We start from the raw sequence: 14,491 nt of genomic DNA, 5'->3' as shown, positions 1-14,491 counted from the left end.
TTCCTGATGAATCAGCCGTTGTCGGCAGCCATGACGCAGAGCAGCTCGAACAGGATAGTGGCGCCCAGAAGCGCGGTGCCGCCGGACGCGTCGAAGGGCGGTGAAACCTCGACCATATCGGCGCCGACAATGTCGAGCCCGGCCAACCCGCGCACCACCTCCAGCGCCTGGTGGCTGTTCGGGCCGCCCACCTCGGGCGTGCCGGTGCCGGGCGCAAAGGCCGGATCGACGAAGTCGATGTCGTAGGTGATGTAGGTCGGGCCGCTCCCTGCGATCTGCCGCGCTTCGGCCATGACATTCGCGGGGCCGCGCGCGTGAAACTCCTCGACCGGGATCAGGCGAATACCGTTTGCATCGGCGAAATCGCGATCCTCTGTGTCGTACATCGTGCCCCGTATGCCGATCTGGACCATACGGCGCGGATCGATCAATCCTTCCTCGATCGCGCGGCGGAAGGGGGTCCCATGCGTGTATTTCTGCCCGCCGAAATAGCTGTCGGTCAGGTCGGTGTGACTGTCGAACTGGATCAGGCCAACCGGACGGCGCGCCGCTACTGCGCGCAGGATCGGCAGCGTCGACAGGTGGTCGCCGCCTGCGGTCAACGGGGTGATGCCAGCGTCCAGCGTTGCGATGTAAAAGTCGGTGATGCGGGTCATGCTGTCGTCCAGATCCACCGGGTTCGGTGGCACGTCGCCCAGATCGGCGCAATTCAGCGCCTCGAACGGGCGGATGCCGGTGGCGCCGTTCTGGGCGCGCATCATGGTCGACGCATCGCGTACCTGGCGCGGACCGTGGCGCGCGCCGGGCCGGTTGCTCGTGCCGCTATCCCACGGCACACCGATCAGGCCCACATCCACATCGCCAAAGCGCGCGTGACCCGGCGGCACATGCGGCAGACGCATGAAGGTCGCCACCCCGGCAAAACGGGGCAGATCGGAGGCAGGCGGCGGGTGAAAGAAACTGTCGCTCATGGCGTGGCTCCGGGCTGGGTCAGACGCTTGCGCGCCGTCACCGCGCCGCCGCCCTCGGCTGTGATGCGGTCAATCGCGGGCTTCAGGCCCTCAATGCCGACGGCCATGTGGTGCGCGTTGGCGTGCAGGATGCGGCCTGCATCCAGCACCCAGGCGACATGGCCGCGCCAGAACAGCAGATCGCCGCGACGCAGGTCGGCATCGCCAGCCAGCGCATGGCCCAGCGTCGCCTCTTGCATGTCGCTATCGCCGGGACAGGCGATTCCGCAGGCACGGCAGCCCGCCTGCACGAGGCCAGAGCAGTCGATGCCGAAGGCTGAATTGCCGCCCCAGAGGTAGGGCGCATCGATATATCGCTCGGCCACGGCGACGGGATCGGCCTCGGCCATGGGGAGGGCGGCGAGGTGCTGCAACGGAATATGGCCCAGCGGGGTTTCGGCCCATTTGGCGGTCTGTGACAGAACAGCAACGCGCGACAGGTGGCTGAGGGATATGCGCTCGGGCGATTTGAGGTCGGGCGCGGCGTAGACGTGTGTGGCGCGGGCAGCGATCCAGTGGGTCGGAGCCGGGCCATCATGCAGTGTCCCCTCCGGCAGATAGCCGACATAGCCATCCTCGGCCCGCACAAAGGCCCAGCCGTCATGCGTCTCGAAACAGGTGACCGGGGCGCCCGTCAGCAACTGGCGCAATCGCTTGCCGTGCGGCGCGGGCAGCAGGTCGGCCACCGGCGCAGACACCAGACGCGCCGCGCCCTCCGTATAGCGCGAGGCGGCGACCTGCCCGCGTAGCGCCGCATCCGCGACGCGGGCATTGGCCGGGGTCAGGCGCGGATCGCTCACAGGTTCAGCGCGGCGGGCAGCGCCGCCAACAGCGCACGCGCGCCCATGCCGACGCCACCCTTGGGGCGGGCGGGCGCGGCGGTGGGGTTCCAGCCATAGATGTCGAAATGCGCGTAGCGCGCGGCGCCCGCAAAGCGGCGCAGAAAGAGCGCGGCGGTGATCGAACCGGCGAAACCGCCCGATGGGGCATTGTCCAAATCAGCGATGCCCGGCTCGATCATCGTCTCATAGGGCGTGTGAAATGGCATGCGCCAGACCGGATCGCTGGCGGCAACCGCGCCCGCTTCGATCGCCGTGACCAAATCTGCGTCATCTGTATAATAGGGCGCAAGGTCCGGCCCGACCGCGACCCGCGCGGCGCCCGTCAGCGTCGCCATCGAAATCATCAGATCCGGTGCGCCCTCGGCGCCCAGTGTCAGCGCGTCGGCCAGCACCAGACGCCCTTCGGCGTCGGTATTGTTGATCTCGATGGTCTTGCCGCTGCGCGCGGTCAGGATGTCGCCGGGGCGCATGGCATTCGCGCTGACCGAATTTTCAACGGCCGGGATCAGAACACGCAAGCGTACCGGTAAATCAAGCGCCATGATCATATGCGCAAGCCCAAGGACCGTCGCCGCGCCGCCCATATCCTTTTTCATCAGCCCCATGCTGGAGCCGGGTTTCAGGTTCAGCCCGCCGGTGTCAAAACAGACCCCCTTGCCGACCAGCGTCAGCGCCGGGCCGTCTGCCCCCCACGACATGTCGATCAGGCGGGGGGCACAGTCCGATGCGCGCCCGACAGCGTGAATGAGTGGCAGGTTTTGCGCCAGCAGATCGGCGCCGGCGGTTACGGTAATGTCGGCGCCGTGCTGCACAGCGAGGTCCGTGCAGGCGGCCTCCAGCGTGTCCGGACCCATGTCATTGGCGGGCGTGTTGATCAGATCGCGGGTCAGCGCCTCGCCCGCCGCGATCACCTCCAGCCGGGCGGCATCGACGCCATCGGGCGCAACCAGTCGGGCCGTGGGGCCCTTCTGTATATGGTAGCGGTCAAAGACGTAGGCGGCCAGGAGCCAGCCCAGCGCCTCCTCCTGCGCGCGGGCCGGATCGAGGCCCTCAAGGCGATAGACGCCCTCGGGCAGCGCCGCAGCAGCGGCGGCCAGATGGAATCGCCCGCGCGCGCGCGTCTCGGCGGTGCCATATCCGACCAGCGCCATTTCCGGCGTGCCATCCGCGCCCGGCACCATCAGCACCTTGCCCTGCGCGGCGGCAAAGCCGGTCGCGCGAACCCAATTGCGCAGCCCCTCGGGGCGGGTCTTCAACCACCCCTCCAGCCCGCCTGCGTCGATCACATGCAGCGCCAGCGCATCGCCCGGATCGCGCGCAAAGACCAAGGAGTGCGCGGGGAATGTGGCGTTGGGCATGTGACAGGACCTTTCTGGACGTGGCGCAGCGGCGCCGGAGATTTCCGGAACAGCCTAATCGCCCTGCACGTGCCTGCAAGCCATCAATTGGTCACATCCTGAAGATCCCTAACCTCGCTCAGACTACGCTCGCCTATGCGCAAAAGCCGCGACAGGGTCGCCGCGGTCGCCACCAGATCGCTGCCACCTGCGCAGGCCGCAACATCGGCGGCCACCCGCGACAGCATGTGCATGCCGATCTGATCGGCGATGGCCACCATACTGCGGGCCGATTTTCGCATCTCGGCCAAGCGCCCGTCACTGTAGTACCGCTCGGTGTGGGACAGGCGCACGGCCAGTTCCTCCAGCGCGCGGCAGACGATATTCTCTGCCCCCGCTTCGCCCAGTTGCGAATATAGCTCTTCCAGACGGTTCGAGTTCAAGCGCACCACCTCATTCTGTTTCAGCATCGTTATCTGTTCCACGGTCTCACCCCGATTTCGTGACAATCCGCCCGGCGGCCCCACAGCTCGCCCGGCACGCACAACCTGAGCCAAAGATATTCCCAAATGGTTTCGAGTCGCGCATTTTATCACTCGAATTCGAGGCGAATACGGTCTATTCCATGTCGGGACATGTTCGCCGAGAGGACCGGAAATTGCATCAAGCGCGCCCCCTGCCGCCCTACCTGATTCAACGTTATCATGGGTGGAAAGCGACCTCATACACCGAAAACGAAAGCTGGTATCGCACCCTCGCCCAAGAGGGCCAGCACCCGCGCGCGATGATGATTTCGTGCTGCGACAGCCGGGTGCATGTCACATCGATATTCGGCGCCGATCAGGGCGAATTTTTCATCCACCGCAATATCGCCAACCTGGTGCCCCCCTACACCACGGATGGCGGGCAGCACGGCACCTCGGCCGCGCTGGAATATGCCGTCAGCGTGCTGCACGTGGCGCATGTGATCGTCATGGGGCATTCCGGGTGCGGGGGCATCAAGGGCTGCGATGAAATGTGTTCGGGTAACGCGCCGTTGCTGGATTCGCCCGGCAGCTTTGTCGGGCGCTGGATCGACATTCTGCGCCCCGGCTACGAGCGCGTGGCAGGTATTGTCGACGATGACGAACGCGCCCGCGCGCTGGAGAAAGAAGCCGTGCTGGTATCGTTGGAAAATCTGACCAGCTTTCCCTTCGTCACCGAGGCGATGCAACGGGGCGTTCTGACGCTGCATGGTTTGTGGCTGGATATCGGCGAGGGCCGGGTGGAGCAGTATAATGCCGCCGCCAAGGGGTTTGCCCCGATCTGACAATAGGCGCGTGCCCTGCCCTCGTAACAAAAAAGCCCCTGTGCCGGACGGCGCAGGGGTTTTTTCAGCACAGGCGCCCCAAGTCACGGCTTAAAACACTGAGAAGCGGACCCGAGGGGCAATCCGCGCAAGCGCAGATCGGGCCTTTCGACGCCTTGGCCGGAGCACGATCAAACCACCGCGCTCCAGCTTGGCATCACAGCCACGCGCCAGATCACTCGTAAAACTTAGGTTTGAACTATGTCAATTTGAGGCAGATGCCTCACCCGGACTGCCTTTAGCCGCTTTATTCGACAATTTTTCGCAATGTGAGCGTTGTCCAGTCACCAATCTCCTGCCGTTCAGTCAGGCTGTTTCCGGCGCTGAGATAAACCGCGACCACCTCATCGGCCTGCTCGTTCAGGATGCCGGACAGAATCACGTGACCGCCGGGTGCCAGCCGCTGGGTCAGCCCCGGCGCGAGGTCGATCAGCGGACCCTTGAGGATATTGGCAAAGATCAGATCGAAGGGCGCGGCGGCCTCCAGCGTGGGATGATCCAGGCCCGTCGCCTCGATGCACGATACCCTGCCGTCCAGATCGTTGGCGGCGACATTGACGCGGGCGACGTCCACCGCGACCGGATCGATGTCGCTGGCCAGCATCACACCCGGCCAGCTACGCGCGGCGGCCATTGCCAGAACGGCGGTACCGCAGCCGATATCGGCCACAGACTTGGCGGTGACACCGGAACTGGCCAGATGGTCCAGCGCGCGCAGACAGCCCTGCGTCGTGCCGTGATGGCCGGTCCCAAAGGCCATCGCCGCCTCGATCAGCAGCGGCACGGCATCATCCGGCACCTGATCCGCGTCATGGCTGCCGTAGACGAAAAACCGGCCCGCCACGACTGGCGTCAACTCACGCTTGACATGGGCGACCCAGTCGGCGTCGGGCACCTGTGACACCGCGAAGGCGCGGGCGCCGTGGATTTCGGCCAGCAGGGCAAGGCCCGCGATATCGGGGTGCTCCTCGAAATAGGCGCCGACCTCCCATGTGCCGCTGCCGTCTTCGACCTCGAACGTGCCGATTCCCGTCGGCTCGGGGGTGATATCGTCCAACGCGTCGGCCAGCGCCTCAGCGGCGGTTTGCCCGTGCAGGGTGGTGAGGGCGGTGTAGGTGGTCATGCGGCTGGGCCTTCTGGCTTGGCGCGCCCTATTCGGCCAGAACCGGGGCAGAGCGCGACAGGATGGTCTCATAGCCCGGCGCCGGATGGCGCGGGATCAACAGCGCCAATAGCAGCGATATGCCCGCCATGCCAGCCGCCAGAACGAAGACCGCAGCAGGCGACACCAGCCACAGATACCCCAAAAGCGCGGGCAGGAACACGGCGGCAATGTGGTTGATCGTGAACGCTACCGCAGCGGTGGGCGCGATATCACCGGGATCCGCGATCTTCTGGAAATAGGTCTTCAGCGCCAGCGCCAGAGCGAACAGCATGTGGTCCACGACATAGAGCGTCGCGGCCAACAGCACGCCCCAGCCGAACATGTAGATACCGCCATAGGCCAGAAACACGATCATCAGGCCCGCATATTCAAAGATCAGCGTGCTACGCTCGCCAAACCGCGCAACAGCGCCGCCCATCAACGGCGCAAAGATCATGTTGGCGACAAGGTTTATCATAAACAGCGCCGTTACCTCATGCACGGCAAAGCCGAACTTTTCGACCATCATGAAACCCGCAAACACGACAAAGATCTGCCGCCGCGCGCCGGCCATGAATTGCAGCAGGTAATACAGCCAATAGCGGCGGCGCAGGATCATCTTTTTCAGCTGCGGATTGGGCGCCTCGAACTGCGGGTAGGCAATGAGGGCAAAGATTGCGATGGCTGCCGTCGTCCCCCCTGAAAGCATGTAGACAATGGTGTATGTCAGGCCCAATGGTTCCCACAGCAGCACGATGAGGCCATAGCACACCAGCGTCGCGCCAGATCCGGCGGCCAGCAACCAGCCCAGCACCTGGGGCGCGCGGGCGCGGTCAAGCCATTGCAGTTGCAGGCTTTGGTTGACCGTCTCGTAATAGTGAAAGCCGATCGAGCTGAGCATCGTGATCGTCAGGATGCCGCCCATACTGGGAAAATACGCGGTGAATGCAGTGGCAACGCCCAGCAGGATCAACGACACCAGCGCCAGCACCTGCTCGCGCACAAATATGATGATCGCGATGACCCCGATGGCCAAAAACCCGGGAATTTCGCGCACGGTGTGCAGCCAGCCGATATCATGCCCGTCGAACTGCGCCACCTCGATGACGAAGTTGTTCAGCAGCGCTGACCATGTCGCAAAGGCGATGGGCATCGCCGCCGCCATCAAGAACAGCAGCGTACGGGGACGCCGCCACAGGGGCATCTGGCGCGCTTCGCCTATGGGGACCGTGCGTGTCATGGATTTTCTTTACGCCAGCCCAATGGGTTTGGCGAGAGGCATTGAGCTGGGTCTGCGTGTCAGGCTACGGAGCAGTCGATTGACGTTTTTCGGCAGCGAGATGGGCGTGCGGCCCGAAATTCCATCGAAAACGTTCGTCTGCCGGGCCAAACCGTATGACGGCACTGCACGACAAAGCTGACCTTGATCTCGGATGGGCCAATGCCTGCGTTTGGGAAACGGACATCGGACCAACAGCAATGCCGGCATTCAGAAAACGATCGTTTTTGAGCCCGAATTTACAAGCACTCAGGCCAGTCCTGGTAGGTTTCGCAATGAAACAAGGTGAGATTTATATTTCGCACTTCAGTTCATATCCGATAGTTTTCCAACAGTGGTCTCTCATTAGCGATATGTCGCGATACGAGTTTCTTTTGCTGCTTGAGGGAAAGAATTGGCAGGGCTGACTTTGGAACGTAGTCCATGCATTCCAGTTCAGGAAAAAGGCTCAGTATCTCGGTGCGCGCCTCTGGTGAGACTGCCTTGAGAGCTTCTGGGCCAGTGTAAAGGCTCTCGGATGGTGCACCGTCAGCGAAGACAACTTCGTGCTGATCGAACAGCATATGGAAATATTCCACGAGATATGGGCGAAAGTTGGTGACGCTTGATCAGGCGGCAGTTTGAAGTTGGCGGATCCCATCGCGGAACTCAATCCCCTGGATGATCTCGGGCAGGCGGTTTTGACCGTCGAGCTTGCGCCATTTCTTCTGCGCCGACATCATCAGCTTGAAGGCCATGGCCAGACCGGTCTTGCGGCTGAGGCACCCCTTGGTGCGCTTTGTGCGATGCCTGACGGTGGCGAAGGTGCTCTCGATCGGGTTTGATGTCCGGATGTGTTTCCAGTGTTCCGCCGGATAATCGTAGAAGGTCAGCAGCGCGTCCCTGTCTTTGACCAGTTTGGCCACCGCCTTGTCCCATTTCACACCGTAGTTTTCGACGAAGAAATCGAAGGCGAGGTTGGCCTTGGCTTTTGTCTCGGCCTGCCAGATGTCATGGAGATGGCCTTTTGCCTTGGCTTGGATGGATTTCGGCATCGCATTCAGCACATTCATGGTTTTATGGACCCAGCAACGCTGTTCTCTGGTCGTGGCAAATACCTCGCGCAGCGCGGTCCAGAACCCCAGGGCACCGTCGCCAATGGCAAGCTTGGGATCCTGTTTCAGGCCGCGCCGCTTGAGATCGAGCAGCACTTCGCGCCAGCTTTGGGTGCTTTCGCGAAAGCCGTCGGTCATGGCCAGCAGTTCCTTGCGGCCATATTCATCCGCCCCGACGATCACCAGAACGCATTGCTTTTCCTCAGCCATGCGCGGTTTGAAATAGACGCCATCCGCCCAAATATAGAGAAAGCGGCGGTTGCCGAGATCGCGTTTCTGCCAAGCCTCGTAGTTTTTCCACCAGTCGGCCTTCAGCCGCGTGATAGTCTTGGCGGACAGACCCTTGGCATTCGGACCCAGCAGCGCCTCCAGCGCCTCAGTGAAATCGCCCGTGGACACCCCCTTGAGGTAGAGCCACGGCAGCAGATCTTCGACCGATTTCGCTTTGCGCAGATACCGCGGCAGGATGCTGGGCGTGAAGGTGATCTTGTCTTCGCCAGCGCCCCGATCCCGCACGCGCGGCACTTTCACCGGCACTGGACCAATGCCGGTCATCACCTCGCGTTCGGGTAAGTGACCATGGCGCACCAAGCGGGCCCGTCCGTCCGTGAGCCTTTCCTCGGAAAAGGCGTTCAAGAGCGTCGCCAGTTCCGCGTGTATCGCCTGTTCGATCAGCTTGCGTGCGCCATCACGGAGGACGTCGGTGAACGGATCGGATGAAAAACCCAATGGATCGGGCAGTTGGGTGATGGTATTCTCTGGCACGTGGCATATCCCTTTCTCGGTTGAGAATTGACGGCGACTCGACACCGCCATGATATGCCGCCCCTCAGGGCATCACCAACTTTCGCGCGGTTCTCATATTCCACCTCTTCCACACTGTCATCGACAAAGATGCCGGGCAGTTCCGTCAACTTGATAGCCGAGACCAACGCATCACCGTCACACATGCGATCTGCAATCCTCGAAGAGACGACCATGCGATGTTGGCGCGACACCCACATATCCCTTTTCGGCAGGCCCAAGCCCATAGCTTCTGCCATAATCCGAACCGGACGGAGCTTCGGATTGGTTGCCAGACAACGTGCCCGCACTTTCGTCGACCCGATCCAACGAACAGGCTGGAACCCGCGGTTCATTGTCCTAACCAAATCTCCTGCGGCAAGTGTCTCGATCGATACAGTTCCGGATTCTGTTTCGATCAAGGTTCCGCGGGTAAAGCAGGGAACAACCGATGAGTAGGACACTTGTCCGTTTCGGTTGAATGTTCCAAAGGTGTAGGTAACAGACGGGTTGAGAGGCGTGCTCGATAAAACCAAGGAGCCGTAATTATTGGCACCATTTGTCGCGAGAAAGTAAACGGTTCCACTGGACCCATCACTGCCGGTGAATGTGTAGGAATATCGGGAATCAAGAATGTCGGTGACACCGATCCCGGCGACGGTTGATGCGGTAACGTTCTGATCGGGAACATCGGATGCCCCCCCATCCGTGTTATCACCTAAGGTTGTATCGCCAGTTCCGTTTGAATCATCCACGGTGACCTGACCAGCAACCGTGACTGTGAAAGCCCCGCCATGTGGATAGGTTGTGTCACCTATCACATTGTAAACCAATAGATTTTCTAACGCCAACTCATCCACCCCGATCGATTTGCGGCTATATAGCAATTAGACTTGGAAAGGGGAAGTTGGAGTGCCCCCACTGAAGTGGTCCACCAACTGGGATAGTATTATCCCATTTCAGGAGGACCAGAGATGGCTGGAAAGAGAGATAAACCCGAAGAGATCGTGCTGAAGCTTCGGCAGGTTGAAGTGTTGCAAGGGCAAGGCAGTTCGATCGCTGATGCGGTTCGCCAGATTGGCGTGACGCAGCAGACCTATTATCGATGGCGCAAAGAATATGGCGGCATGAGCCGTGATCAGCTCAAACGGCTAAAGGAGTTGGAGGTTGAGAATACCCGGCTGAGGCGCGCCGTGTCGGATCTGACGCTGGACAAGATGATCCTGACCGAGGCCGCCCGGGGGAAACTTCTAAGCCCTTCCCGCCGCAGACAGTGCATTGACCATGTGCGGCAAACCCTCAGCGTATCTGAGCGCCGGGTTTGCCGCACATTGGGTCAGCATCGCTCGACACAGCGCAAGGTGCCCTGTGGCCCGCCGGACGAAGAGCGGCTGACCGATGACATCATCGCACTGACAGAAGAGTTTGGACGCTATGGGTATCGCATGATCACCGGGATGCTAAACAACAGCGGCTGGCATGTGAACCATAAAAGGGTCGAACGGATCTGGCGGCGGGAGGGGCTGAAAGTTCCGCAAAAAGCACCCCAAGAAGGGACGGCTCTGGCTGAACGACGGATCGTGCGTCCGGCTGCGGTAAGAGCGCCCGAACCATGTTTGGTCTTACGACTTTGTTCAGGATCGGACCCACGACGGGCGGGTTTTCCGCACGCTCAACATCATCGATGAATTCACGAAGGAGGCACTGGTGATCCGTGTCAAACGCAAGCTCAACTCAACCGATGTGGTTGACGCCCTGACCGACCTGTTCATCCTGCGCGGCCCGCCGGAATACATAAGGTCCGACAATGGCGCGGAATTCATCGCCAAGAAGGTGCGCGCCTGGATTGGCGCGGTTGGCGCGAAGACGGCCTTCATCGCACCAGGATCACCTTGGGAGAACGGCTACTGTGAGAGTTTCAATTCCCGGTTTCGGGACGAGCTGCTCAACGGCGAGGTCTTCTACACGCTACGCGAAGCCCAGATCCTGATCGAAAGATGGCGCCGCCACTATAACACGGTCAGGCCACATAGCGCTCTGGGCTACCGCCCTCCGGCGCCGAAAAGTATCATGCCAATAGACCAGAGGCCGACCATGCACTAACATTCAAACTGGACCACCCGATGGGGGCACTCCAAAGTCTACTCAGGATTGTCTTTTGCCGTTCCCATCTAAATCACGCAAAAGCGCTCGTTTGTGGAACTTGCGTCTGTGGAGCATACGTAAATCACCTCGCTTAGCGCCGCCAAAAACCTGTTCAAAAACCAGGTAGTTGTTGAGGCGTTTTACCTCTACAGCGATAGCAGTCGTTTCGTATTGCAGCATTCGACAATAATGGACCCGGCATGTCGCCTCTCTGGTTTGACCCCTGCGGTCAACAAATTTTCAGATTGGGCAAGAGAGCGGCTTTTGGCTTGGCTCATATCAATGCAAAAGAGTCGGGCGGTTTCAGTAAAAACTCTGCGGATCGATATCGACGCTCAGGCGCAGATTGTTCGGCGCGCGCACGCCTGCGATCCACTGCGCCAGCGCGGGCTGCAACGCCGCGCCCTTGGGGGCCTTGACCAGCAGGCGCACGCGGTGGCGGCCCCGCACGCGGGCGATGGGCGCGGGCGCCGGGCCGTAGACCTGCGCGCCGATCTGGCGCAGGGGGGCGTCTGTTCGCGCCAGCGCGGTGCCCAGATCGAAGGTCTGCTGCAAGTCCGGCCCGCTCAGGATAATGCCGGCCATACGCCCGAAGGGGGGCACGCCGGCCTGCCTGCGTTCGTCGGCCTCGGCGCGCCAGAACCCTTCCTCGTCGCCCGACAGGATCGCGCGGATCACAGGGTGTTCGGGCTGGAAGGTTTGCAGCATCGCCGTACCCGGCTTGTCCGCGCGCCCTGCCCGGCCCGCGACCTGCCGCATTAGCTGAAACGTGCGCTCGGCGGCACGCAGGTCGGACCCTTGCAGGCCCAGGTCGGCGTCGATCACGCCGACCAGCGTCAGCAGCGGGAAGTTATGCCCCTTCGCCACCAGTTGCGTGCCGATGATGATGTCGGCCTCGCCCTCCGCGATGGCGCGGATCTGTTCCTTGAGCGCGCGGGAACTGGCAAACATGTCCGAGCTAAGGGTGGCAACGCGCGCATCGGGGAACAGCGCCGTCGCCTCCTCCCCCAGCCTTTCCACACCGGGGCCGACCGGGGCCAGCTTGCCTTCGACCTCGCAGGAGGGGCATTTATCGGGGATCGGTTTCGTCTCGCCGCATTGGTGGCACATCAGGCGTTTCTGGAATCGGTGCTCGACCATCCGCGCGTCGCAGTGATCGCAGCCGATCTGATGCCCGCAGGCCCGGCAGATCGTAACCGGGGCATAGCCACGCCGGTTGATGAACAGCAGTGACTGTTCGCCCCTTTCAATGCGCCGGGTCACGGCCGATTGCAGCGTCGGGGAAATCCAGCGATTGCCGGGCAGATCCTCGGCGCGCATATCGATGGCGCGCACTTCGGGCATGACGGCGACGCCGAACCGCGCCTTCAGGTCCAGCCGCGTGTATTTGCCTGCCTCAGCGTTGACCCAACTCTCAAGGCTGGGCGTGGCCGAGGCCAGTACCACCTGCGCGCCGCAGATCGAGGCCCGCAGAACCGCCATATCGCGGGCGTTATACAGCACGCCGTCCTCCTGTTTGTAGGAGGTGTCATGCTCCTCATCCACGACGATCAGCCCCAGATCGCGGAACGGCAGAAACAGCGCCGATCGCGCTCCGACGACCAGCTGCGCGCCGCCCTGCCCCACCATGCGCCAGCAGCGGCGGCGTTCGGTCATGGTGACGCCGGAATGCCACTCGGCCGGTTTGGCACCGAAACGGGCCTGCACGCGGGTCAGAAATTCGGCCGTCAGCGCAATTTCGGGCAGCAGCACCAGCGCCTGACGGCCCATGCGCAGGGTGCTGGCAACGGCCTCGAGATACACTTCGGTCTTGCCCGACCCGGTGACGCCGCGCAGCAGGGTCGTGCCATAGGCACCGCTGCGGATCGCGGTATCCAGTGTCTCGGCACAACTCGCCTGATCCTCGGTCAGATCCTTGGACGGGATCGCCGGGTCCAGCCGCCGGTAGGGGGTGTCGCGCGGGGTATCCACCTCGTCCACCGCGCCCTGTTTCACCAGCCCCTTGACGACCGAGGACGTCACGCCCGCCTCCTCCGACAGCTCTTTCAGCGTGAACGCCTGATCGCCCTGCCCCTCCAGCACGTCCAGAACGCGCTGGCGCGCATCGGTCACGCGGGTCGGTGCGCCGTAGCCCAGCCGGTACACTTTCAGCATCGACGGTGGATCGCCCAGCCCCGGCGCGCGGGTGGCAAGGCGCAGCATCGCAGTCATGGGCGTCAGGGTGTAATCAGCGGCGCGCTGGAGGAAGCTGTGCATTTCCGCGGCCATCGGCGCCACGTCCAGCACGCGGATGATGGGGCGTACCTTTGCCAGATCATACCCCCCCTCGCCCGGCCCCCAGACGACGCCCAGCACCTTGCGCGGGCCCAGCGGCACCTCGACAAACGCGCCGGGAAAACAGCCGCCCTCGGGCGCGCGGTAGTCCAACACGCGGTCCAGCGGCTGCGCGGTCAACACGCCGACCAGCGCGCCTGCGTCATAGAATTCGGGGGCAGCGGTCACGCGCGCAGGATCCTTTCAGGGTTTCACGGGATACGCCCATGAGATAGACGTTCCGCTGACAAACTCCAATCCACCAAGAAGGGCTGCCGCCATGAAATTTTTCGTCGATACCGCCGAAGTCGATCAAATCGCCGAGCTGAACGATCTGGGCATGGTCGACGGGGTCACGACCAACCCGTCGCTGATCCTGAAATCGGGCCGCGATATTCTGGAAGTCACCAGGGAAATCGCCGAAATGGTCGATGGCCCCGTCAGCGCCGAAGTCGTCGCACTGGACGCGGATGCGATGATCACAGAGGGCCGCAAGCTGGCACAGATCGCGGGTAACATCGCGGTCAAGGTGCCGCTGACATGGGCCGGCCTCAAGGCGTGCAAGGTGCTGACGGACGAGGGCAACATGGTTAACGTGACGCTGTGTTTCTCGGCCAATCAGGCGCTGCTGGCGGCCAAGGCCGGCGCGACCTTCATCAGCCCCTTCATCGGGCGGCTGGACGATATCAACCTCGACGGAATGGAGCTGATTTCCGACATCCGCCAAATCTATGACAATTATGGGTACGAGACGCAGATCCTCGCCGCCTCGATCCGCACGGTGAACCACGCCTGTCAGGCCGCCCTGATCGGCGCCGACGTGATGACCGCGCCCCCCGCCGTGATCAAAAAGATGGCCGACCACCCGCTGACCGATGCCGGGTTGGACCAGTTCATGAAGGATTGGGCCAAGACGGGGCAGAAGATCGTCTGAAACCGTCCGTACATCAGCAGACCCTGCGCCCGGTGGAATGATCTGCCGGGCGTTTTGCGATTCACGATCGTTTGTGGAACTCACGAAAGCCACCCAGACTGACGCCACCAAAAATCTCATTCTAAATCGACAGGGTCGTCGAAGATTTTTGCCGTTCATGCGTAAGCGGACATCGGTGCATCATGCAGCGCCCGCTACTTTGCGCTCTTGCCCTACCTCGCTCCGCGATAGGGCGCCTGTTTGTTGCGTTGCGCTGGGATTT

The 14,491-nt window shown here is 62.1% G+C and carries 12 protein-coding genes and 1 pseudogene; 3 read left to right on the top strand and 10 right to left on the bottom strand.

Features of this window, described 5'->3' with window-relative positions:
- Positions 1 to 11: 11 nt before the first annotated feature.
- From speB to FGD77_RS10955, 4 genes are all read right to left on the bottom strand, one after another.
- The gene (gene speB / locus FGD77_RS10970) at positions 12 to 971 is read right to left on the bottom strand and encodes an agmatinase (RefSeq protein ID WP_255009509.1); all 960 of its coding nucleotides are present in this window, start codon (positions 969 to 971) and stop codon (positions 12 to 14) included.
- The gene (locus tag FGD77_RS10965; RefSeq protein WP_255009507.1) at positions 968 to 1,810 is read right to left on the bottom strand and encodes an NlpC/P60 family protein; all 843 of its coding nucleotides are present in this window, start codon (positions 1,808 to 1,810) and stop codon (positions 968 to 970) included. The genes speB and FGD77_RS10965 overlap by 4 nt, the downstream gene beginning before the upstream one ends.
- Entirely contained in the window at positions 1,807 to 3,210 is a 1,404-nt protein-coding gene (locus FGD77_RS10960; RefSeq protein ID WP_255009505.1) for a M17 family metallopeptidase, read from the bottom strand. The genes FGD77_RS10965 and FGD77_RS10960 overlap by 4 nt, the downstream gene beginning before the upstream one ends.
- A gap of 83 nt (positions 3,211 to 3,293) precedes the next feature.
- Positions 3,294 to 3,659 (bottom strand): hypothetical protein, encoded by a 366-nt coding sequence (locus tag FGD77_RS10955; RefSeq protein WP_255009503.1) that lies wholly within the window; start codon positions 3,657 to 3,659, stop codon positions 3,294 to 3,296.
- A 188-nt stretch (positions 3,660 to 3,847) separates the two neighbouring features.
- Between FGD77_RS10955 and FGD77_RS10950 the strand changes: the two genes are divergently transcribed.
- Positions 3,848 to 4,498, top strand: coding sequence for a carbonic anhydrase (locus FGD77_RS10950; RefSeq protein WP_255009501.1), 651 nt, complete (start codon positions 3,848 to 3,850; stop codon positions 4,496 to 4,498).
- Between the two features lie 286 nt (positions 4,499 to 4,784).
- Here FGD77_RS10950 and FGD77_RS10945 read toward each other — a convergent pair whose 3' ends face one another.
- The 5 genes from FGD77_RS10945 to FGD77_RS10925 form a co-directional block, all read right to left on the bottom strand.
- A complete protein-coding gene (locus tag FGD77_RS10945; RefSeq protein ID WP_255009498.1) occupies positions 4,785 to 5,660 on the bottom strand; it encodes a 50S ribosomal protein L11 methyltransferase in 876 nt (291 codons plus the stop codon).
- 28 nt (positions 5,661 to 5,688) lie between these two features.
- Complete coding sequence (locus tag FGD77_RS10940; RefSeq protein WP_255009495.1) at positions 5,689 to 6,921, bottom strand: MFS transporter; 1,233 nt, start codon at positions 6,919 to 6,921, stop codon at positions 5,689 to 5,691.
- Between the two features lie 350 nt (positions 6,922 to 7,271).
- Positions 7,272 to 7,538 carry a Hint domain-containing protein gene (locus tag FGD77_RS10935; RefSeq protein WP_255009492.1) on the bottom strand — a complete coding sequence of 89 codons (267 nt, stop codon included), beginning with the start codon at positions 7,536 to 7,538 and terminating at the stop codon, positions 7,272 to 7,274.
- Between the two features lie 30 nt (positions 7,539 to 7,568).
- The gene (locus FGD77_RS10930) at positions 7,569 to 8,819 is read right to left on the bottom strand and encodes an IS256 family transposase (RefSeq protein ID WP_255009489.1); all 1,251 of its coding nucleotides are present in this window, start codon (positions 8,817 to 8,819) and stop codon (positions 7,569 to 7,571) included.
- A complete protein-coding gene (locus tag FGD77_RS10925) occupies positions 8,726 to 9,688 on the bottom strand; it encodes a Hint domain-containing protein (RefSeq protein WP_255009487.1) in 963 nt (320 codons plus the stop codon). Before FGD77_RS10925 ends, FGD77_RS10930 begins: the two co-directional genes overlap by 94 nt.
- A 123-nt stretch (positions 9,689 to 9,811) precedes the next feature.
- On the opposite strand from FGD77_RS10925, the pseudogene FGD77_RS10920 reads away from it, so the two are divergent.
- Positions 9,812 to 10,940 (top strand): annotated as a pseudogene (locus FGD77_RS10920) (IS3 family transposase).
- Positions 10,941 to 11,285: 345 nt separating this feature from the next.
- On the opposite strand, the gene FGD77_RS10915 reads toward FGD77_RS10920, so the two are convergent.
- The gene (locus FGD77_RS10915) at positions 11,286 to 13,484 is read right to left on the bottom strand and encodes a primosomal protein N' (protein WP_255009484.1); all 2,199 of its coding nucleotides are present in this window, start codon (positions 13,482 to 13,484) and stop codon (positions 11,286 to 11,288) included.
- 91 nt (positions 13,485 to 13,575) lie between these two features.
- On the opposite strand from FGD77_RS10915, the gene fsa reads away from it, so the two are divergent.
- Positions 13,576 to 14,229 (top strand): fructose-6-phosphate aldolase, encoded by a 654-nt coding sequence (gene fsa / locus FGD77_RS10910; RefSeq protein WP_255009482.1) that lies wholly within the window; start codon positions 13,576 to 13,578, stop codon positions 14,227 to 14,229.
- The last annotated feature ends 262 nt before the right edge of the window (positions 14,230 to 14,491 follow it).

This window comes from Roseovarius sp. M141, assembly GCF_024355225.1.
GTDB lineage: Bacteria > Pseudomonadota > Alphaproteobacteria > Rhodobacterales > Rhodobacteraceae > Roseovarius.
Note: the sequence above shows the minus strand (reverse complement) of the source record. Positions and strands in the feature narration are given on the sequence as shown.